Below are 21057 nucleotides of genomic sequence, written 5' to 3' on the forward strand. Positions count from 1 at the left end.
AATGAAATCTAGAGTCCAAACAAAAAGAGGCTAACCTATGCCAGCCTCAAGAATGTTTTCTGCTTTGTTGTTGTTCTATCATGATATCCATTAACAAATGATCTTGTAGCTGATCCATTGGGTCAATGGTTAGAAGTGCTGACACAGCGGCAAGTGCTGCCTTAACCGTCTGATAGGAAAAGAAAGCTTCTCTTTCTTCTTCGTTATAGTTAGAAATATCAGCTAACACATTAGGATTAGGAAACTCACTTTCTAAACCAGCGCGGTCTATTACAACTAACGCCTGTTTGATCGCCAGAATGGCAGAGCTGACACTTAATTGATATTCCTTACGCAGATCATCCCACACTTCAAATGCTGTTCGTTCTGTATGCTCACCATTAAATCGAGTAATCATTCCTCGCTTACGACCTTCTCGTAGCAACCAATCGACCAAAACATCTGGATGTGGCGGAAAAGAGAAATATTGTAAGCGCAGTTCCATTTCGGTAGGGAAATGGCGGGCAAACCTAGCATGCTCCAATTTCATATAGTAGCGTCGAGACGGGTGGTTTGGTACCATCACATGAACGATATCATCACGAATCGCAGTAATTTGCAGCTTAGTCCTTCCGGGAATACGTGCCTGTGGAGCTCGTTCGCGTCGATAATTTCCTGGAATGAGCTCATCTCCGAATAAATGATACTCGATAGGGGAGTCGATCCAAGGTATCGGTTCCAGCATCAAAATTTGATACGTCCCCGTAAACGTTATCCATTCACTAGGTCTATGCTGATACCTGACCAATATGATGTGGAGTTCTTTTTCAGGTGGACCCTCTTGATTAGCCTCTTCCCCTTCTTGAAGGCGATCATGCTGGATCATGAAACCATTCTCTATCTCCAAGCGCTCCAGTAATTCTCTTTTGGATACGCGTTCGTAACCGATGTGGTAAATACACTTCTTCAACATGTCACCTCTATTCCAACATTTATATTTTATTATGCTCGGCAACTGAAAAAAGCGCCATAGACTGGCGCTTTCGAATCGTCACTTACGTAGTAGTGAGATCAGATTAGCGGGCATTATCGTCATTGAGGTACTTATTATACAACAACGACAGAGAAGAAAAAAGAGTAAAACAAGCTGGGTGAACAATCCAAAATTTTGGCGATTCTTTCTTGTTCCAGACAAGTACATCATGTTAAAATGTGTGTAACTAATATGAACGGAGGGGTTCTCCTTGAAGTTTATCAGACTACGTTCCAACCTTTTTGCCACTAACTAAATAGTGCTCAAAGGCTCTGCTTGTGTGCAGAGTAAACGGGATTGGTCTGCCTATTTTCAGGGACCCCATTTTACTAATAAAAAGAGGGGAAGACAAATCTACCCTCTTTTTGTTGTCTCTAAAAATACAAAATAATTTTCCTTGATATGCTTCTATTCGAGTATTCGTGCTCCCGATGCGGTCTTGGTTGATTTCCATCTTGCTGATTTGTTATATCTACGCCCGTTTACCAAACACACAGGCAGACTGCCTATGTGTTTTTTCTAAATCGGAAGGTATAATTACTGCGTATGCTTCCCGATAGTCATGAAACGGAGGAAGATATATGGAAAACAAACAAAACAATCATGACCGTTTTGTTGAAACTCAAGCGATCTCATCCAATTTTATGAAAAACGTCCAGACGTTTTTCACAGAAAAAGCCATACTAGTAGGCGTACATTTACATGATCAGGAAAATTTTCAATACTCAATGGAAGAGTTGGCAAACCTGGCTGTAGCAGGAGATATGAAAGTTGTCGGATCGATTACACAAAAGATGAATCAAATCAATCCCTCACACTTTGTCGGTTCAGGAAAAATGGAAGAGATAAAAGGTCTATTACAGCTTCATCAAGCATCTCTCGTCATCTTTAATGATGAACTATCCCCTACTCAGATTCGTAATCTGGAGTCAGATCTTGCCTGCAAAGTAATTGATCGAACGATGTTGATTCTTGATATTTTTGCTAAACGGGCAAAAACAAGAGAAGCTCAGCTTCAAGTCGAAGTTGCTCGCTTACAATATATGCTGCCACGACTGATTAATACGGGTGAATCATTAGGTCGGCAAAGTGGCGGAGTCGGTACGAAAAACAGAGGTGCCGGTGAAACCAGTCTGGAATTGAACCGTAGAAAAATCGAAAGTAAAATCGTGAAGCTAAACAAGGAATTAGAGCTCCTTGTAGCCCGAAGACATACCCAAAGAAAACGCCGGAAAAAGAATGAAATACCGGTAGTCTCTTTGGTAGGTTATACAAATGCAGGTAAATCCACCATTATGAATGGCATGGTGGAGATGTACGGTCAACACCCCTCAAAACAAGTCTTTGAAAAAGATATGTTATTTGCTACGTTGGAAACCTCCGTGCGTCATATTCATTTACCTGACAAAAAGTCATTTCTTATGACCGACACAGTGGGATTTGTAAGTAAATTACCTCATCATTTGGTGAAAGCATTCCGTTCTACACTTGAGGAAGTAGCAGATGCAGATCTTCTTATTCATGTCGTTGACTATGCGAATGCGGAACACAATCAACAAATCTCCGTTACCAATGAGATTTTGAAAGAATTGAATATGAACCATGTTCCTGTTGTCTATGCCTACAATAAGACTGACTTGACGGATCGCCCCATTCCATCAGTGGATGAAAACAGTGTGTACCTCTCCGCTAAACAACAGATTGGGTTAGATGAACTCTCACAAATCATTCGCGAGCATCTTTTTGCTGATTATATTCAGTGTGATATGCTCATTCCTTTTGATTCAGGAAGTCAACTTTCTTACCTGAATGAACATGGTCATGTCCTATCCACCAGTTATGAGCCTGAAGGCACTAAAATCAGTATCGAATGTAGCAAAGCTGTTTATGAACGGTGTAAAGAGTTTCTTATTAGTTAACTAATGTTCTTTTTCGATAGATAACGAAACAATTGATGCTATACAAACAAAACGAAAAAGAAGTCCCGTTGCCACCTCGCTTCGGGACTTCTTTCTTGCTTATGACTACTCGCTTTTCACAAAATATTATGGCATTACATCTTCTGGTTTCACTTCATTTGTAATCAGGTTCTTTTGTTTCATCCATTCCATTACATTTTGCCATGTCTCTTTATTTTGGCTACCGAATGTTGTCTCTTCTACCCCCATTAACGGCAATAGTAATTGAAGACTTTTTTTCTCGATCTCTTCATCTAACGGAAATTCGGTCACTTCTTTGGCGAGTAATCCAGCAAGAGCTTCCTCAGGGTGCTCATTCACATACTCTTGTCCTTTTGATATCGCTCTCATGAATCCTTCCAATTCTACTTTTTTCGTTTGAAGGGTATCGTCACTTGTAGCTATCACCAATTCATAAAAGGTAGGTACTCCATAATCAACTGGATTAAACATCCGGACAGGAACCTCGTTTTTTTCTAAAATCGGTTTCTCATGATTTAAATACCCGCCGACAATAGCATCTGTTTGATTGGTTGTTAATGTGGGAATAAGATTAAAGCCCACATCCACAAACGTTAGCTTATCTGGGTCTCCCCCGTCCTGTTCAACCATTTGTTTTACGATTTCTATGTCAAGTGGCAAGGAAGGATAGCCGATTTTTTTCCCTTCTAAATCTTTAGGTGAGGTAATCGAGCTCTCTTCTCGTACTAAAAGCGTATTTAATGGATGATGAACCACTGCTCCCAGGGACTTTACCGGCAAACCTTCTGATCTAGCCTGAATGATCTGAGTTTGATAGCTAATCGCCAGATCCACCTTATTAATGGCAGCGAGCTTTAAGGGATCGCTTGCATCTGACGGCATCCTGATTTCTACATTCAGATTCTCTTCACTGAAATAGCCTTGAGACTCCGCTGCATATAAAAAACTATGTACGGCATTAGGATACCAGTCAAGAGCGATGCTTATGGTTGATTTTTCGCCAGTTCGTCCGTTCTCAGAACCTCCCTCAGCTTCACCTGTTACCTGCGGGGCAGAACCACATCCGCTTACCATAAGGCTGATACTTGTAACCATACTCAAGAGTAAGGTATTTCTTTTCTTACGATTTGTTTGTCTCATTTCCACCTACTACTCCTTTCATCCTCCACTTTACTTTTACTTGCGCTTCTCTTCTCGCGCTTCCTGATAAACAAATCTTTTTTCTAACCAGCGAAAAATCAGAAAGAAGATGATACCCATCAGGGAGAGTAGCACTACTGTCGCAAATAAGTTAGGGGCTTGAAAATTACCCGCTGCACGTCTGCCAAAGTAACCTAGTCCTTCACTAGCACCAAGCCACTCACCCACCGTCGCACCTGACACACTAAAAGTAGCAGCTACTTTAACCCCGCTAAAGAAATGCGGCAAGGCACTTGGAAGTTGTAATTTTGTGAAGATTTGTCTCCGGTTTGCCCCCATGGTCTGAAAAAGCTCAACCATCTCTTGTTCGGTTCGTTTCAAACCATCGTAGGTACCGACCAAAATGGGAAAAAAGGTGAATAGCACAACGATGGCAATTTTCCCTGGTAGTTCATAACCAAACCACATGATAAAGACTGGTGACAAGGCAAGAACCGGGATGGTTTGTGACATGATGAGATAGGGGTAAATCATTTTTTCTACCGTGGCACTAATTCTCATCCAGATTGCTAAACCGCTCCCCAAGACGATGGAAATCGCCAATCCCAGTATCGCTTCCTGTAAGGTGGTAGGCAGATGCTCACCAATTAACTGTGTTCGTAAATTCCACAGAGCCTTTGCAATTTCAGATGGCGGTGGGAGTAAAAATGCTGGCACGTTCATCAATCTGCAAAGTAATTCCCACAACAATAGGACGAGCACCAACGATAAAATGAACCATAGTAAAACATTGTGTTTACTTGGATTAAAAGTTTGATTACGTCCTTGTCTCCGCTTCTTTTTCAAGGATAGATCGTTCAAATTACTATTCATCTGCCATACCACCTTGTAGGTATGACAACATTTCTTTACGCATATGCACAAACAACGGTTCAAATCGTAATGAACTATGCCGCGGTTTGACAAACTCTACCTTGTATTCTTTAACCTCTCTAATTGGCTTATTATTTGCCACAAGTATGCGATCGGACAAAAGCAAAGCTTCTTCTATATCGTGTGTAACAAACAGGATGGTCCTTTGCTCTCTTACACACCAAGCAAGTAGCCACTCCTGCATTTCTGTCCTGGTAATTCCATCTAATGCGCTGAAAGGTTCATCCAGGAGCAAAAGCTCACTGTCACTTAACGTCGCTCGCAACAAGGAGACGCGTTGCCTCATTCCTCCTGACAAGGCATTCGGATACGCTTTTGCATAGTCATAAAGACCAAATGCGCATAATCTTTCTTGTACGATATCGCCAGCTTCTTTCCGAGAAAACCCGCGTATTTCGAGAGGAATTGCCGCATTCTCTTCAATTGTACGCCAAGGTAGAAGTAAGTCCTTTTGAGGCATATATCCTACCTTTCCCAACCGGGAAGGAGCAACCAAACCATTAAGATGAATCTCGCCCGAATCAGGCTCCAACAATCCGTTGATCATTTTGAATATAGTGCTTTTTCCTCCACCACTTGGGGCAAGCAGGCTGACGAATTCCCCTTTTGTAACGTGAAAGGAAAGCTTGTCAATAATAAGCCGTTCGTCATACCGCAAGGAAACCTGATGACAACCAAGTACTTCACTCACGGCCATACTTGCTCCTTGTAAGCCATATCCCAAAATTGATACTCCATATGGCAAGTAATGATGAAGTGCCGCTTCATCCGCTCTCTTTCCTCCTGTCCCGCTTGTTCGGCCAGTTCGTCAAGTACTCCTCGCAGCCAGTCGGTAAGTGAGCCAAACTCGTCTGAACTATACATACTTACCCACTCACCATAAAACTCATGTTGAAGAGTAGCTGGATTCATCGCAATCCGTTTTCCAATCTCTCTATAACTCCACGTGCAAGGAAGTAAGGCACTAACCAACTCCCCCAGCGTTCCTTCATGCGCTACTTGGAGCATGTAACTGGTATAAGCAAGCATTACAAAAGCTGGCTCACTTTCTAATAAATCTTGTTCGCTAATTCCTAAGCGCTCTGCATACCCCCTATGTAATGCCATTTCGTCTGTTAAAGTGGAGGTCATTAAAGCCGCAAAAAGCCCGCTCCATTCCAGCCGATCCGTTTTTACACTGGCAAGTGCAAATAATTTTGCATATTGCTGTAAGAATAAATAGTCTTGCTTCATGTAATGTTGAAAGCATGATTTTGGTAAGCTTCCATCTGCAATGCCTGTCAAAAACGGATGCAGGTGCGTTCGTTCCCATAAATCCGTTGCGGTCTGATATAACATGTCCGTAAAGCGATCTGTTTTTATTTCCTCTGGGTTTGAAAGTACCATTGATTCATCACCCCTATTCTTTGATTTCGTTAGATAAACGATGGTTTTTTGACAGTGTTGCCAACCCAAATCCTTGGCGCAGTGCTTGAACTGCATTTGTCGGATTACTAGCACGCGTAATTGCAGAAATAACGGCAACCGCATCAGCCCCTGCAGCACGTAATACAGGGACATCTTCCATTTTGATTCCGCCAATCGCTACAATTGGATATCCCCCCACTTGTTCACGGATTTCTTGAAGACCCTCTGGACCGATTGCAATTCCTGCATCGGATTTACTTATTGTTGCATAGATAGGACCAACCCCCAGATAGTCTACACCCGCTTGGACAGCAATTTCTGCTTCTTCCCGATTACCCGCCGACATACCAAGAATCATCCACGCTGGAATCCGCTTTTTCACTTCTTCTATCTGCATATCTTGCTGACCCACATGAACTCCATCTGCTTTAACGGCACACGCTAGTTCTACATCGTCATTGATAATGAAGGTACTTTGATACTTTTGGCACAGGTCTTTTAGTTGAAAAGCCGTACCCATTTTCTCCTCATGCGAAAATGTTCTACCACCCTTTTCCCGCCATTGCAGACATCCAACGCCTGCTTGTAATGCCTCTTCTACCAGCTTCATCATGTTAGGAATTGAGTTTTGGCAATCCTGTGTCCCTACTACAAAATACACCTGCCAACGTTGAAACAGTTTGGCTAATCGCGAAAGCTTCATGTAAACATCCCCTCCATTGGGCTACTTGCTGAAGCAAAACGTTTCTTGCCAATTCTTCCAGCCAGATATCCTAGTCTGCCAGCCTCTATTCCTAACTTCATTGCTTCTGCCATCATGACAGGGTCTTTTGCCAAAGCAACAGCTGTATTTAATAAAACTCCATCTGCTCCCAGCTCCATTGCGTGAGCAGCATCTTTCGGAGAACCTATACCAGCATCAATAATTACTGGAACCGTTGCCTCTTCTACTAGTAAAGAAATATTATACGGGTTTAAAATACCTAACCCCGTACCGATTGGAGATGCGCCTGGCATGATAGCATGAACGCCTTCTGCTTGTAATCTTCTCGCCAAAATAGGGTCATCGCTTGTGTAGGTGAGAACTGTAAAGCCTTCCTCTACCAGCGCTGCTGATGCCTTTAACGTTTCAATCGGATCTGGTAACAAGGTTTTCGTATCTGCGATTACCTCCACTTTAATCATGTCACATAACCCGCTTGCTTTAGCCAGACGAGCTATCCGTATCGCTTCCTCAGCTGTTACTGCACCTGCTGTGTTTGGAAGGAGTGTATACTTTTTTACATCAAGTCTTTCTAAAAAATTCGGTTCATCTGGATGCTCCAGATTAAGGCGACGGACAGCAAAAGTAATTACCTCTGCACGAGATGCTTCTAAGGCTTGCTGCTGAATATCCAGATCACTAAATTTACCTGTTCCAATAAGAAATCGTGAGTGAAACGTATGCACACCGATTTGTAACTTATCCTGTTTCATCATTATCCTCCTCCTACAAAATGAACTATTTCAATTTGATCTCCACCCTGTATCGGAGTCTTTTCGTATACAGAACGATCAATGATATTCCCGTTCTGTTCGACAACCACCATCCGTTTTTGCACATCAAAATGCCGTAGAACGCTTGCAATCGTAACTGGTTCTTGGTCATGCTGATCTAGTTGCAGCGATTTCCCGTTTACTACAATGTTCAGGTTCAAGCATATTTCCTCCCTTCATCAAGTGCCTTTTTATAACGTTTCGTCATTTCAAAAGGATCATTAGCTTCCATGATCGTTGACATAACAGCAATTCCATCTGCACCCGCTTCCAGAACATGCGCCACATGCTCTGGCTTAATACCGCCAATCGCCAACAAAGGAATAGACTGATAGCTGCTAGCCAATATGGATTTTAGTTCTCGTAAGAGCTCTAATCCTCTAGGAGGTGAACCAGGTTTGCTTTTTGTTTCGTAAATATGTCCCGCTATCAGATAAGAGGGTCGTATTTGCATGGATCTGTGTAATTCGTCCATGTTATGTATAGAGCACCCAAGAAGCTGATCAGCTAATGCTACCTTCGATTTTGATGTTGTTATTTCTGAAATTGCCTGTTGACCAAGATGGACCCCTTTGCACCCGTAGACTTGAGCCAGGACGATTCGCTCATTAATGATCACTTTTTCTTTTGGCACAACACTCGTTATAGCATGTAACCATGCTTCCATTTCCTTGTCGGTACGATGCTTTTCCCGAAGATGAATAGTATCGGCACCACCTTGTACCACCTGTTGTAACACGGGAAGAATTTCTCGTAGTTCCTGTTTCCCGTTTGTAATGACATGAAGATAAGTCAGTCTACTCACTCCTTTCTACAGGAAAAGTAATAGTTCATAACGCAAAAAAACCATCCTACTAGCGGATGGTTTGGTTATGTTACAGATAAACAAAGCTAGGCAAATAGCCTTACCGTACACTTTGCTTCTATTCCCTCTTCCTCCGCTGGTATTAACCAGATCAGGTTCAACGGTCAGTAACGCATCTTGTTACAATCTCAGCCATATGCTTGGCCCCCGCTCGGTACAACTGTATATGAAGTTATGTTCGTCTCCTACAGTATCACGAACATTCTTACTTGTAAATAACGATTCTTTTGAGAATTAGCTTTTTTCCAGTAGCATGCAGATTCTTATGATGTCATTCCTTCTGTAAATGCCTGCAAACATTCTTCTAGCCAAGCTACGGCACTTACCTGTTCTGGTGCTTGTTTTATGTCCGCTACTGATTGCTCAACCAGTTTTTTTAACAAAAATAAGCTTGGGAAAGGCAATGCCAAGATTACATGTTTAGGCTGTGTCTCTTGTTCCTTCAAAATCGAAACACCGTTTAATAAAACTTGTGCAGTCGTTTCAACGGTATCTTTCCATCCATCATTTTTGGTTAGTTCATCATAATAGCCATCAAATAATCTGCAAAGAATGAGAAAAGCTTGTGTCGTTATCGTAATTTCCTTGATTATCTGTTCATTCGTATCGCTCATCATAATACCTCCGTCCTGCCTGTCAAAACTTGCATTATTATAGCACAAAGCAGGACGAATGGTCTTCTTTTCTAACGTTTGTTGTAATCGCCATCGCGAATATTGCTGTTTTGGTCGTTTTTATCCAGGGTTTTCCCCCTATTCTTACCTTTATCTTTTGACTTGTTGTTCTTGCTTGACATAAACTCTTCACCTCCAGATCAGGATGGGTATAGTTTTGCCCCTCCCCTTACCTCCTATCCTGTATTCCGTCCATTGCTTTTTTCCCTTACAATAAAGATAGATATTTGAATAGATTCAGAAAATAATAGAATTGGGTGAGTGAGATGCTACACATTAAACCAATAACACTAACTGGTAGATTGGTTAGATTAGAGCCTTTTCGTAAAGAACATGAATCTGGCTTAAAAATCGCTGGAGCTTTTCCAGAAATCTGGACCTATACCTCTGTTTCGAACCAAACAGAGGAGGATTGGGAAAACTACTTTACACAGATGTATCAAACAACCGCAGATGGCTCTGCCCTTCCATTTGTAATCATTGAACAATCAACAGGAGAAGTTATTGGCTGTACGCGCTTGTATGGAATCTCCCATCAACATAAACAGGTGGAAATCGGATATACCTGGTTAACCCCTCGGGTCTGGAAAAGCTCACTTAATACTGAATGCAAAAGTCTACTATTAACCTACTGTTTTGAACTGGCTGGTTGCGTTCGTGTTCAGATCAAAACAGATAGTCGCAATGAAAACTCTCAACGAGCAATTAAAAGAATTGGGGCATTGTATGAAGGTACACTTCGTAACCATATGATTCTTCCATCTGGTTATGTACGGGATACGGTCCTCTTTTCAATCATTGATAAGGAGTGGGAGGGTGTGAAAGCACATCTTGCCACACTTCTTTCACGTAAGTAACAATCTGAATCTATAAAAATACAAGTATGAGGGTAGATGCACGGAGTTTATTCGTGTAAAGTTAGGAGTAGACTTGTTTCACTATTGATAGCTCTGATGAGGTGACTTTCTAATAATGCATACCAATTTGCGATCATTTATTGACCAACTGCGAAGAGAAGGGCAGCTAGTACAAATTGATGCTCCCGTAGATCCTTATTTGGAACTGGCGGAAATTCATCGTCGTGTGATTGATGAAGAGGGCCCAGCCCTTTTATTTACCAACGTAAAAGGAAAAGATTTTCCTGTCGTAACGAATATGTTCGGGACAAAACAGCGTGTCGATATGGCGTTTGGTCCTAAACCAGAAAACATTGTTAAAGAGCTGGTTAAAAATATGGATCGCCTGATGCCCCCAAAAGCCTCTGCGATTTGGGACTTGCGTGATCCGATTTTAAGCGTCTTGAAAACAGGGACTAAAAAGGTTTCCATGCAAAATGCACCCGTTGCACAAGTACATACAACAAATGTTAATATGACGGAATTACCTGCATTAACGAGCTGGCATGAAGATGGTGGCCCTTTTGTCACGCTTCCGCTTGTTTACACGGAAAACCCTGTTCACAAGGAGCATAATCTGGGGATGTATCGAATCCAGATTTATGATGAGAATACAACAGGCATTCACTGGCAAATTCATAAAGGTGGAGGCTTCCACTACTATGAAGCCGAAAAGCGTAATCGCTCCCTGCCTGTTACCTTAACAATTGGTGGACCACCAGCGCTTGTTATGGCTTCGATTGCTCCGTTGCCTGAAATGGTTCCTGAATTAGTTTTTGCCTCGCTATTGATGGGTGAAAAATTGGGAATGACGGAGGTTGCTAATCATCCGCATCGCATCATTTCTGAAGCGGAATTTGTATACGCCGGGATTGTACCACCGCATGTGAGACGTCCAGAAGGACCTTTTGGCGATCACTTCGGGTACTACTCATTAACACATGATTTCCCTGTTTTCCATGTTCAGCAAAGCTGGAGACGTAAAGATGCCATTTATCCGGCTACGGTCGTTGGAAAACCTCGTCAGGAGGATTTCTATATTGGGAACTATTTGCAAGATGTTCTCTCTCCACTCTTCCCGGTTGTAATGCCAGGTGTTAAAGCAATCTGGGCATATGGGGATGCTGGTACTCATGCTCTAACAGGTGCAATCGTACGCGAGAGCTACTATAAAGAAGCGATGGCAAATGCATTCCGTATTCTGGGTGAAGGTCAGCTTACTTTGACCAAATTCCTGATGGTAACGGATGTACCGTGTGAACTAGAAAACTTTAGTAAATTCATGGAGATTGTTCTTGCTCGATTCCAACCGGAGCGTGACCTGTTAATTGTGAACGATACCTCTACTGATACGCTTGACTATACCGGTCGTAAGATGAATTCTGGTAGTAAGGGCGTTATGCTAGGTATTGGTGATCCAGTTCGAGAGCTTCCGCATGTATATCAAGGTGGGGAAATTCCTCGCTTCCCACATGTTGAAGTGTTCTGCCCAGGTTGCCTGGTTGTAGCTGGTCCTAGCTTTGAGAAAGAGCCAGAACTTGGCGAACAATTCGTTGCCTATGCGAATGAACATCTGAGCAATTGGCCGATGATCTGTATCGTTGATGATTCTTCCATCGCCAGAAAAGATACCAGCTTCCTGTGGACAATCTTCACGAGATTCGACCCGGCACATGATTTATATGCCAAGTCAGAGATTGTTCGGAATAAAATTCGTTACGAAGGTCCATTAATTGTTGATGCACGTATGAAGCCTTTCTACCCTAAAGAAGTGGAAACACGTCCTGATATCGACAAGCTGGTAACCAAACGTTGGAGTGAATACTTCCCAAATAGATAATCTGCCTACTCCTAATTGGTTATCTTACGTTACACGACCATTTCATACGGGTATTAAGAAAATGATAAGAAAACAGCTCAGAACATTTGTTTCTGAGCCTTTTCTATATGGGTATTACCTCATTTACTTTTAACCCAAAAGCCATATACTAATAAAAATAGAGATGGAAAAGGTGGAGATATGTCCATGCTACAAAAACAAATCATGGAAGAGCTACATGCAAGACCTAAGATTGATCCGAATGAGGAAATTACGAATCGCGTTACCTTTTTAAAAGAGTATTTAGTAGCGACTGGTGCCAACGGGTATGTACTAGGAATCAGTGGTGGTCAGGATTCCTCCTTGGCGGGACGTCTGGCTCAATTAGCAGTAGAAGATTTGCGTGCTGAAACAGGTACACCCTACCAATTTATTGCGGTTCGCTTACCGTACGGTGTTCAGCTGGATGAAGAAGATGCACAAGCTGCTCTTGATTTTATTAAACCAGACAAAACACTCACGGTTAATGTAAAGCCTGCTGTTGATGCTTCCCTTCAAGCCTTTGAAGAAGCTACCGGAGAAAAACTGGCTGATTTTTATAAAGGAAATTGTAAAGCACGGGAAAGAATGAAAGCACAGTACGACATTGGAGCTCACTATAAGCTGTTAGTTATTGGTACCGATCATGCAGCTGAGGCAGTAACAGGCTTCTATACCAAACATGGTGATGGTGGCGTTGACCTCGTTCCCTTGACTGGCCTCTCCAAACGCCAAGGAAAAGCATTGCTTAAAGAATTGGGTGCAGAAGAGCGTATCTATATGAAAGTTCCTACAGCTGATTTAGAAGATAACAAGCCATTACTTCCCGATGAAGCTGCGTTAGGAATGACGTACGAGCAACTTGATAGCTACCTTGAAGGAGAAGAAGTACCTCAAGAAATTGCGGATAAAATTGATAAGCGCTACCTGCTTACACGCCATAAACGTCATCTACCTGTCTCTCCTTATGACACGTGGTGGAAAAACTAAATGGGGAGCAAATTAGAATAGTCGTTGTTCCTATTCAGATGGCTCTTATCTCCGTCAAGTAGAAGGAACTAAAAAAGCCTGAGCAGCCAGTGTGTTTCGGTATTCAACCGGAGCACACTGGTTTCATTTTTTCTAGAACCGTTCATGATTATAAAACCATATGTACTCCTCCACAGTACTAGTTTTGATCCAAGACCCCTTCTAAAAAGTGATCATAAGAACTTGCTCTACCTCGGCATTCCCCCAATCCTTCTCTCTTTTTGTTGCTACAGTTTCACATCTTATTTATTGAATATATTTTATTTTAAGTAAGAAATTGACATTTTGAGTAATTTAAATTACTCTGTAAAGTAATGGAAGGTGGTGAATTATTTATAAATTTTATATTCAATAAAAAATTTATAATGAGGAGAAGAAAATGCCTAAAACTCATTTTTTAAAACCTAATTCAGACACACTTCATGGTTTTTTCAGTAATGAGTTGGAGCCTGCTTTGACTATTAATTCTGGAGATACAGTAATCTTTCAGACGCTAGACTCTGGATGGGGTATTGAGAAACGCTCCGCTATGGGAGCACCTAGAAAAAAATTTACAGAGGTAAAAGCTATTCGGCAATGTAATGAGTTCGGACACGCTTTGGTTGGTCCGGTATTTATTAATGGGGCAAAACCGGGTCACACATTAGAAATTAAGATTAATGAAGTTATTCCGGGTTCCTGGGGATGGACATCTGCAGGAGGTTTTCCTAGTTATTGGAATCATAAGATGGGAATGGTCACGAATAAAGAGGTAGTTCTGGATTTCGACCTGGATATTGAAAAAATGATAGGAAAAAGTCAGTTTGGAAATTTCGAATATAGTATTGCTCTACATCCTTTTATGGGGATTATGGGAATGCCTCCAGTGGAAAAAGGAAAACATACTACGTTTATCCCCCGTCCTTCAGGAGGAAATATGGATTGTAAAGAATTACAAGCAGGCAGCACACTGTATTTACCAATCCCAGTTGAAGGAGGCCTTTTCTCGACAGGAGATGGTCATGCTACCCAAGGTGACGGTGAAGTAAGTGGTCCCGCACTAGAATGTCCAATGGAAAAAGTAAGTTTAACCTTCACCGTAAAAGAAGATATGAAGATTCGAATGCCAAGAGCTAAAACAAATATTGGTTGGATAACAATGGGGTTTCATGAAAACCTTGATGAAGCTATGTGGATCGCATTAAATGAGATGCTAGATTTAATGTCATCTTTGTATCATATTTTTCGTACGGAGGCATATGCATACGCATCGTTGGTAGTTGATTTACGTATAACACAAATTGTAAATTTCTCCAAAGGCGTTCATGCTATTCTTCCGTTTCATGCATTAAGATAATCACTATTATTCGAAAATTGAATTATATAAAGGTGTGAATAGGTTGATGAATTATAGCGATAGTTGGGTTGATAATCGTGGTACTGCCATTCACTTTGTGGATGTTAACAATACAATAAAGGAAAATGTTCCGCTCATCATTATTCCTGGACTATCGGAATCAGCAGAAGATTATATTTCTTTAATGGAAAGATTTTCACCTAGACGCTGTGTCGCTATTACACTTAGGGGGCGTGGAAAAAGTGACACACCTGAAACTGGATATACATTAGAAGACCACATAAGCGATATTGATACTGTAATCAATCATCTTGCGCTTAAAGAGTTTATTTTATTGGGTTATTCAAGAGGTGTTTCTTATGCAATCGGTTATGCAATTAAATACACAAAAAACCTAAAAGGTTTAATAATATGTGATTATCCAGCTAATCATACACAACTTCGTCAGGGATGGGTCGAATTCTTTTCATCATTACCACCTTGGAGAGGCAAACCATTATCAGAACGAATGAATCTACAGGCTTTACATGGGCTACAAAGCGAATCTACTCAAGTCTCATTTTGGGATGATTTACCATCAATTACATGTCCTACTCTTATTATTCGTGGTGGAAAAGAAGGTGCCCTGATATCATTAGAAACGGCAAAACAATACGTAGAGAAAATGCCACAAGCAGACGTAGCAGTATTTGTTGACTCGGATCACAATATATTTGAACCTAATGTAGAAACTTTCATCGAAACTACAAATTTGTTTTTGAAAGATATAAAATAAAATTACAACTATTCAAATTTTAAAGGGTGTTATCAAGTGGAAAATATAAGGCTTAATGTATCTTTATTAAGAAAAAGGGTTCCTAACCTCACAAATGCAGCTCGTTCAGTGGGTTTACGGCCTGCTACAGTTTCAAATTTATGTACTGGAAAAATCCCCGTCGGACGTTCAGAAGTCCGAACAATAGTGGCACTCGCAGCTTTAGCTAAGTGTAGTTTAGATGAGTTGATACTACGAGAAGATACAGTTGAAATTATTGAATCAAAAATTAAGGTAGTGGATTTGTTTGCTCCAATAGCAAAAGGAGGAACTGTAGGTTTCGTAGCACGTCCAGGAATGGGACAACTAGTGATTTTAGCTGAGCTATTCCACAATTTGAAAAAAGAAGGATATTTGACAGTTTTACTTAAGCCTAATGGGGAATATCCGGAATTAAAGGATGTGCTGGATGAAGTAGATATTATTTCGTATTCAATTGAGGAAACATACAAAATCATAAAGGATACAGCTCAAAATAAAGAAATTATCTTTGCCACAGATCGTGAACATGTCTTGACTGGTAAAATATTTGATCTCCAAGAGAAAATACAGAATATTGGCATTAATACTCTTACAACTTTCCTCGTTGATTTGAAGGGTGAGGTTGTTGATGAGAACATCCCGTATGGTCCACTGGAAACCCTATGGAATTTTGATGCTGATCTTGTTGCAAGACGCATGTTTCCAGCTGTTAATCCTATTTATTCAACCTCTTCCGTTTTAGAAGGAATAGATCTTGAAGATAATCATTTGTCCTGTCAACAACGTGCCAAAAAACTCTTGCGCCGATACCGTGAATTGCGTTCACTAGTAAACGTAAAAGGAATTGATAGTCTACCTACATCTGAATTACAAACTTATAATCGAGGCGAACGCATAGAGGCCTATCTTACCCAACCATTTTATGTAGCAGAGAGTTACACTGGTAAGAAGGGCGAATCAGTAAACCTTAGGGACACATTGAAGGATGTTCATTCCATTCTAAATGGCAGTATGGATACAAAATCAATTGAAAGCCTTACCTATATTGGTCGGATTAAATAAGTATGAGTATAGAATAGTAGTATTCATTAGAAGTAACTCTCCACTTACCTCCCCACTTGTTATAGGAAACAAGTTAAATAATGCTGCTAATCCCGATTCATCTATTTCTATATAGAAAAATAGACGAATCGGGATTATTACATTGTCTACATAATAGAGCTAATAACAAATAACTAAAGCTCAACTATTTTTATTTGTAACTCGTTACATAACTCGCTTTACATATTACTAGATACGAAGGCAGCGTCATTCCTACGAGAAAAACAAACTAATCAATTCATCCGCAGTAATCGCACCAAAATAAACGTGCAGGTCAGCTGCTTGCAGCACATCATATATCGCTTGTTTCTCAAAAGGTGTTCCACCCAATTTCTCCTCTAATTCCGCCACTTCTTGCGTTCCAAAGAAATCGCCGTAGAATTTGGCCATTTCTATTTTCCCTTTCGCAATATCCAATTGTACTTCAATCGTACCTACAGGAAAGCGTTTTGTTTGCTGGAAATTACTCTTAGGAGATTTTCCATAATTCCAATCCCAATTCTGATAGCGCTCCTCGGAGAGCTTATTGATATTCTCCCAATCCGTTTCTGTTAATTCGTACTCCTCCACATCATCCTGCTCAAAAATAGATGACAGGATATGCTGTCTGAACTCTTCAATCGTAATTGGTTCTGTAAGGAATTCACTAATATTAGCGACTCGACTGCGAATGGATTTGATCCCTTTCGAAGCAATTTTTGCCTCGTTTACCTTCAGAGCAGAGACCACGTTCTCCATTTCAGAATTAAAAAGTAGGGTTCCATGACTAAACATGCGTCCTTTTGTGGAGTATTGGGCATTTCCTGAGATTTTTCGCTCTCCTACTTGAATATCATTGCGACCGCTCAATTCAGCCTGAACACCCAGCCCTGCCAAAGCCTTAATTACTGGTTCGGTGAATTTTTTGAAGTTATGGAATGATTTACCGTCATCATTTGTGATAAAACTGAAGTTCAGGTTACCCAAATCATGATAAACGGCTCCACCACCTGATAGACGTCTTACTACATGGAGATTATTTTTTTCTACGTAATCTGAATTAATCTCTTCTATGGTATTTTGATTCTTCCCGATGATAATGGAAGGCTCGTTTATGTAAAAAAGTAAATAGTCATCATCAGAAGGTAGATGCTTTAGTGCGTATTCTTCTATAGCTAGATTCATTTTAGGTTTCGTAATGCCTTTATTATCAATAAATTTCATGTTGTGACCTCCTTTTTTAAAAAACAACAGGCTTGTCTTATTATCTCACCCGTTTCTGTTCCTCTCAAGTACTGGAATTCAGCAAAATCATGTCAAGAAATAACTGGCATGCCCTGCTACGTACTTTATTCTTTTTGGTGATCAAAGAGAATAGACGTGTATGCTGACTGCTATCTAATTTGATTGCCCTGCACTCCCCTAATAATACTTCTCTCTTTGCGATCAACTCGGAGACGATTGCAACGCCAAGTCCTGCCATGACAGCCTCCTTAACAGCCTGATTGCTGCTTAGCTCATAATAGCGAACAGGGATTATATCAAGTTCAGACAAAATCAGATCACAATGCCATCTCGTGCCAGAGCCCTTCTCACGCAGAATCCATGTCTGATTACATAAATCATTTGCCTGAATCAATTGCTTGCGTGCCAACAAATGATCTTTTTGTACAAGCAGAACCATTTCATCCTTTTTAAATACCCATTCCTCTACTTCACTACATTCGTGCTTACCTTCTATTAATCCAATATCAACCTTTTCGTCGCGTACCAAATCAACAATCTGCTCTGTATTAGCAATTTCCATATTAACTTGCACAAGGGGATACTCACGACTATAACTAACGAGCTGATAGGGTAAATAATACTCGCCAATCGTATAGCTGGCACCCACATGTAGCATTCCTGATACCTCTTGCTTCATCATTTGAAGCTCCATTCTTGTCTCGTCAAACATATGTAAAATTTGTTTTGCCTTTTGATAAAACAGCATTCCTTCCTTCGTTACCTGCACCTGTTTAGGGGAACGGATAAGGAAAGTGGTCCCATATAATTCTTCTAGCATACGAATATGCTGGCTAACCGCAGGTTGCGAGAGGGCTAGGTCTTCGGCAGCTTTTGAAAAATTTTTCTTTTCTACTACCTTTACATAAATAAGCAGCGAATCAAGATTCATACTGCGCCTCCTTTCCGTCAAGAAAAAAAATCACCGTAAGAAATTAGGAAACTCTCTTCTCGGCGATTTTATCAACTTTTTTGTTATTTTACTACTTGCCCTCTTTCATTTATGGTAATATTCTTCCCGTCCTTTTTCACAGTTGCTTTTCCGCCACTAAAAGCAGAAGCCCAGTCGTACTGAATTGGAATACGTAGATTACCATTTGTATCAACATAACCGAACTTACCATTCTTTTTAACAACGGCTAGCCCTTCCGAAAAAGCTCCAGCATGATCATATTTATACCCAATCACAACGGACATATTGCCCGTGTTGTCATATTTCACAAAGCCCCATTGCCCATTCTGTTGTTTTGGCGTTGGTGTTGCAGAAGGTTTTACTACAGGCTTGGGAGCTGGTTTAGGTGCTGGCTGTGGCTTTGGAACTGGTTTTGGTTGTGGAGCAGGCTGCGTCTGTGGTTTTTCAACTGGTTTTCTCACCACTTTTCTTGTAGCAATACGCTTGTTTGCTTCTTCCTGCGCTTTTTTGGAATCAGCTTCTGCTTTTAGTTTGGCTGCTAGCGCATCTTTTGCTTGCTGCTCAGCTAATGCTTTTGCAGCTATCTCTTTCTGTTTCAGCTCTTCTTCCATCTTTATTTTCTGTGCACGTTCAGCATTTAGTTTGTCATTTAGTAAAGTAAGACCTGCCAAGCGGTCCTTTTCTTGTTGTTCCTTTTGTGCGATGGCTTCACGGGTCTTGGCTTGATCACTCGCCCATAATATCCCACCACCAACTAATACGAGTAATAGGGCTGCTGCCGAACTTATGATTATCGCCTTCATGGGACTCTTCTTAGGTACTTGCTGGGAAGCCATGGCTGCTCTTCGTCTTTCTTCCTCTTCCTTCTCTAACAGCCTTTTCGCAGCAATGCGTGTCTCCAGCTCAGAAATAATCATATGAAGATCCTGCGACAGAGCGTTAGTAGGAGGTAAATTAATCTGGATTGCTTCATAAACGGCAAGAGCGCTCTCCCATTTCCCTTGTTCCTCAAATTGCTTCGCTTTTTCTACGTTCTCATAATAAAAACCTAAACTAAATTGAGAGGTTTTTAGCTCATGCGCATTTTTTGCATATTGTGCGAATCGTGGTTCCTGGTTACTCGCAGCTGACGGTTTTAAATGCTCACGTTCCGTTTGAACAGGTTCAACAGCTTTATTCAGTTGCTCAGGCTGTGTAGGTACGATAGGCGCAACAGGTTCTGCCGCTTTGATAATTGGCTTAGGCTCTTTTCTAACTGGCTTTAACGGTTTCTCTTCATCGAGATCCATGAGAGCAATCAGCCACTCGCCAAAGGTTGGACATTGATTTAATTCCTGACTCAGCCATGCACGGTCAATTAACGTTGCTACCTCTTCACCCCAATTATTTCGAATAGAGGATAACAGCAGAGGGTAACGTTGTTCACTCGTAGGTATCTCTTCCGGCATGAAGTAGCTTTCGCCCCACGCATTCTTGCGTATCGTGGGGTCACTCCATCCAAGCATCTCTGCCAAAAGGATAGCTCCAGCAAAACGGTCGGCATATTGGCTCCAGAGAGCTGTTTCTGATGCTTGCGTTGGCGAGTATCCTGGTGATGCACCAAATACTACGTGTGGTCTTTCCATTCGAGGGGCATACATTTGCTCCACATCTACTAATTCTACATAGGAAAAACCATCTTCTATACTATCCTTCACCAAGCGTGGTAACAGAATATTCGGACCAGATAAATCACAATGAGCCAATCCTTGTTGTTCCATCGCGGATAATACCTTAGCTAGTGAACGTGCTAATAGAAGGCTCTCACTGCGTGTTAGGACTCGCTTGTCAAGGATGACATCCATCCAGGTAGGGCCTTCTATCCACGGCATAACCACCGCATACATTAAATCGCGATGTTTAGAAAGAAGTGCACTGTGTGCCTGAGGAGTTAATACATGTCGATCACATACCAATAAACCTGGTAATTTTGCATTTTCTCCTAATTTCTCGGAGATATAGACTTGCTTCGGGTCCTTGTATTGATCACGAAATACCTTAATTGCTTTCCAACTTGATGCTGTTTCCTTCGTAGGAACTAATTGATAAACGATCCCTTGACGTCCCTCTTGCCCATAAGGGATATGAGGGGCAATAGGATGTTCACCAATGGTATAGGTAATTCCGTTAATCTGGAGCTCTTCTCCTACACTTGGTTGAAACACCATGATTGGCTACTCCTCTCTTCCTGATTGTTACCTTCAACACCTAACTCATCTATATAATTGCGTTCTTTTCTTTATAAATGATCGTAATCTGTATTTGGTAGGGAACCATATCAGATAGGGAAAAGGACTAGGCGATAAGCTTCCCTAGTCC

Annotated in this window: 20 protein-coding genes and 1 riboswitch; of the genes, 7 read left to right on the top strand and 13 right to left on the bottom strand. The window is 41.2% G+C overall.

From position 1 onward, the window contains the following. Nucleotides 1-46: 46 nt before the first annotated feature. The gene (locus tag LM917_RS19335) at nucleotides 47-949 is read right to left on the bottom strand and encodes a hypothetical protein (protein ID WP_232699438.1); all 903 of its coding nucleotides are present in this window, start codon (nucleotides 947-949) and stop codon (nucleotides 47-49) included. A gap of 707 nt (nucleotides 950-1656) precedes the next feature. Here LM917_RS19335 and hflX point away from each other — a divergent pair. Next, entirely contained in the window at nucleotides 1657-2931 is a 1275-nt protein-coding gene (gene hflX / locus LM917_RS19340) for a GTPase HflX (protein ID WP_232699439.1), read from the top strand. A 126-nt stretch (nucleotides 2932-3057) separates the two neighbouring features. Here the strand turns inward: hflX and LM917_RS19345 are convergent, their stop codons facing one another. The 9 genes from LM917_RS19345 to LM917_RS19385 all read right to left on the bottom strand — a co-directional run bounded on the left by LM917_RS19345 (nucleotide 3058) and on the right by LM917_RS19385 (nucleotide 9447). Then, on the bottom strand, nucleotides 3058-4092 hold the full coding sequence (locus LM917_RS19345) for an ABC transporter substrate-binding protein (protein ID WP_232699366.1): 1035 nt from the start codon (nucleotides 4090-4092) through the stop codon (nucleotides 3058-3060). A gap of 36 nt (nucleotides 4093-4128) precedes the next feature. Further along, the gene (locus LM917_RS19350) at nucleotides 4129-4965 is read right to left on the bottom strand and encodes an ABC transporter permease (RefSeq protein WP_232699367.1); all 837 of its coding nucleotides are present in this window, start codon (nucleotides 4963-4965) and stop codon (nucleotides 4129-4131) included. After that, the gene (locus tag LM917_RS19355; protein ID WP_232699440.1) at nucleotides 4958-5722 is read right to left on the bottom strand and encodes an ABC transporter ATP-binding protein; all 765 of its coding nucleotides are present in this window, start codon (nucleotides 5720-5722) and stop codon (nucleotides 4958-4960) included. The genes LM917_RS19350 and LM917_RS19355 overlap by 8 nt, the downstream gene beginning before the upstream one ends. Continuing rightward, nucleotides 5713-6411, bottom strand: a complete 699-nt coding sequence (gene tenA / locus LM917_RS19360; protein WP_232699368.1) for a thiaminase II — start codon at nucleotides 6409-6411, stop codon at nucleotides 5713-5715. The genes LM917_RS19355 and tenA overlap by 10 nt, the downstream gene beginning before the upstream one ends. A 13-nt stretch (nucleotides 6412-6424) precedes the next feature. Continuing rightward, entirely contained in the window at nucleotides 6425-7135 is a 711-nt protein-coding gene (gene thiE / locus LM917_RS19365) for a thiamine phosphate synthase (protein ID WP_232699369.1), read from the bottom strand. Next, nucleotides 7132-7908: a thiazole synthase gene (locus tag LM917_RS19370; protein WP_232699441.1), complete on the bottom strand. Its 777-nt coding sequence runs from the start codon at nucleotides 7906-7908 to the stop codon at nucleotides 7132-7134. The genes thiE and LM917_RS19370 overlap by 4 nt, the downstream gene beginning before the upstream one ends. 2 nt (nucleotides 7909-7910) lie before the next feature. Then, nucleotides 7911-8129: a sulfur carrier protein ThiS gene (gene thiS, locus LM917_RS19375; RefSeq protein ID WP_232699370.1), complete on the bottom strand. Its 219-nt coding sequence runs from the start codon at nucleotides 8127-8129 to the stop codon at nucleotides 7911-7913. After that, on the bottom strand, nucleotides 8126-8773 hold the full coding sequence (locus tag LM917_RS19380) for a thiamine phosphate synthase (protein WP_232699371.1): 648 nt from the start codon (nucleotides 8771-8773) through the stop codon (nucleotides 8126-8128). The genes thiS and LM917_RS19380 overlap by 4 nt, the downstream gene beginning before the upstream one ends. A 111-nt stretch (nucleotides 8774-8884) precedes the next feature. Further along, nucleotides 8885-8994: riboswitch (TPP riboswitch) on the bottom strand. Between the two features lie 102 nt (nucleotides 8995-9096). Then, nucleotides 9097-9447 carry a hypothetical protein gene (locus tag LM917_RS19385; protein WP_232699372.1) on the bottom strand — a complete coding sequence of 117 codons (351 nt, stop codon included), beginning with the start codon at nucleotides 9445-9447 and terminating at the stop codon, nucleotides 9097-9099. Nucleotides 9448-9773: 326 nt separating this feature from the next. Here LM917_RS19385 and LM917_RS19390 point away from each other — a divergent pair, with 326 nt between their 5' ends. From LM917_RS19390 to LM917_RS19415, 6 genes are all read left to right on the top strand, one after another. Beyond that, nucleotides 9774-10364: a GNAT family N-acetyltransferase gene (locus tag LM917_RS19390; protein ID WP_232699373.1), complete on the top strand. Its 591-nt coding sequence runs from the start codon at nucleotides 9774-9776 to the stop codon at nucleotides 10362-10364. 115 nt (nucleotides 10365-10479) lie between these two features. Further along, nucleotides 10480-12243 (top strand): UbiD family decarboxylase, encoded by a 1764-nt coding sequence (locus LM917_RS19395; protein ID WP_232699374.1) that lies wholly within the window; start codon nucleotides 10480-10482, stop codon nucleotides 12241-12243. A 186-nt stretch (nucleotides 12244-12429) separates the two neighbouring features. Further along, the gene (gene nadE, locus LM917_RS19400; protein ID WP_304502593.1) at nucleotides 12430-13251 is read left to right on the top strand and encodes an NAD(+) synthase; all 822 of its coding nucleotides are present in this window, start codon (nucleotides 12430-12432) and stop codon (nucleotides 13249-13251) included. Nucleotides 13252-13669: 418 nt separating this feature from the next. Beyond that, nucleotides 13670-14626 (top strand): acetamidase/formamidase family protein, encoded by a 957-nt coding sequence (locus LM917_RS19405; RefSeq protein WP_232699376.1) that lies wholly within the window; start codon nucleotides 13670-13672, stop codon nucleotides 14624-14626. 46 nt (nucleotides 14627-14672) lie between these two features. Continuing rightward, complete coding sequence (locus tag LM917_RS19410) at nucleotides 14673-15401, top strand: alpha/beta fold hydrolase (protein ID WP_232699377.1); 729 nt, start codon at nucleotides 14673-14675, stop codon at nucleotides 15399-15401. A 36-nt stretch (nucleotides 15402-15437) separates the two neighbouring features. Further along, complete coding sequence (locus LM917_RS19415) at nucleotides 15438-16484, top strand: ATP synthase beta subunit C-terminal domain-containing protein (protein ID WP_232699378.1); 1047 nt, start codon at nucleotides 15438-15440, stop codon at nucleotides 16482-16484. 252 nt (nucleotides 16485-16736) lie between these two features. Here the strand turns inward: LM917_RS19415 and lplA are convergent, their stop codons facing one another. From lplA to LM917_RS24580, 3 genes are all read right to left on the bottom strand, one after another. Continuing rightward, the gene (gene lplA, locus LM917_RS19420) at nucleotides 16737-17726 is read right to left on the bottom strand and encodes a lipoate--protein ligase (protein WP_232699379.1); all 990 of its coding nucleotides are present in this window, start codon (nucleotides 17724-17726) and stop codon (nucleotides 16737-16739) included. Nucleotides 17727-17790: 64 nt separating this feature from the next. Further along, entirely contained in the window at nucleotides 17791-18678 is an 888-nt protein-coding gene (locus LM917_RS19425; protein WP_232699380.1) for a LysR family transcriptional regulator, read from the bottom strand. Between the two features lie 83 nt (nucleotides 18679-18761). Continuing rightward, nucleotides 18762-20906, bottom strand: a complete 2145-nt coding sequence (locus LM917_RS24580; protein ID WP_304502594.1) for a WG repeat-containing protein — start codon at nucleotides 20904-20906, stop codon at nucleotides 18762-18764. Nucleotides 20907-21057 lie beyond the last annotated feature (151 nt).

Source organism: Brevibacillus daliensis (genome assembly GCF_021245735.1).
Lineage (GTDB): Bacteria > Bacillota > Bacilli > Brevibacillales > Brevibacillaceae > Brevibacillus_B > Brevibacillus_B daliensis.

Excerpts from the sequence above, each read along its gene's own strand:
- hflX (WP_232699439.1), top strand. The coding sequence starts at position 1,657 with ATGAAAAACGTCCAGACGTTTTTCACAGAAAAAGCCATACTAGTAGGC.
- LM917_RS19345 (WP_232699366.1), bottom strand. The coding sequence starts at position 4,092 with ATGAGACAAACAAATCGTAAGAAAAGAAATACCTTACTCTTGAGTATG.
- LM917_RS19350 (WP_232699367.1), bottom strand. The coding sequence starts at position 4,965 with ATGAATAGTAATTTGAACGATCTATCCTTGAAAAAGAAGCGGAGACAA.
- LM917_RS19355 (WP_232699440.1), bottom strand. The coding sequence starts at position 5,722 with ATGGCCGTGAGTGAAGTACTTGGTTGTCATCAGGTTTCCTTGCGGTAT.
- tenA (WP_232699368.1), bottom strand. The coding sequence starts at position 6,411 with ATGGTACTTTCAAACCCAGAGGAAATAAAAACAGATCGCTTTACGGAC.
- thiE (WP_232699369.1), bottom strand. The coding sequence starts at position 7,135 with ATGAAGCTTTCGCGATTAGCCAAACTGTTTCAACGTTGGCAGGTGTAT.
- LM917_RS19370 (WP_232699441.1), bottom strand. The coding sequence starts at position 7,908 with ATGAAACAGGATAAGTTACAAATCGGTGTGCATACGTTTCACTCACGA.
- LM917_RS19385 (WP_232699372.1), bottom strand. The coding sequence starts at position 9,447 with ATGAGCGATACGAATGAACAGATAATCAAGGAAATTACGATAACGACA.
- LM917_RS19390 (WP_232699373.1), top strand. The coding sequence starts at position 9,774 with ATGCTACACATTAAACCAATAACACTAACTGGTAGATTGGTTAGATTA.
- LM917_RS19395 (WP_232699374.1), top strand. The coding sequence starts at position 10,480 with ATGCATACCAATTTGCGATCATTTATTGACCAACTGCGAAGAGAAGGG.
- nadE (WP_304502593.1), top strand. The coding sequence starts at position 12,430 with ATGCTACAAAAACAAATCATGGAAGAGCTACATGCAAGACCTAAGATT.
- LM917_RS19405 (WP_232699376.1), top strand. The coding sequence starts at position 13,670 with ATGCCTAAAACTCATTTTTTAAAACCTAATTCAGACACACTTCATGGT.
- LM917_RS19410 (WP_232699377.1), top strand. The coding sequence starts at position 14,673 with ATGAATTATAGCGATAGTTGGGTTGATAATCGTGGTACTGCCATTCAC.
- lplA (WP_232699379.1), bottom strand. The coding sequence starts at position 17,726 with ATGAAATTTATTGATAATAAAGGCATTACGAAACCTAAAATGAATCTA.
- LM917_RS19425 (WP_232699380.1), bottom strand. The coding sequence starts at position 18,678 with ATGAATCTTGATTCGCTGCTTATTTATGTAAAGGTAGTAGAAAAGAAA.
- LM917_RS24580 (WP_304502594.1), bottom strand. The coding sequence starts at position 20,906 with ATGGTGTTTCAACCAAGTGTAGGAGAAGAGCTCCAGATTAACGGAATT.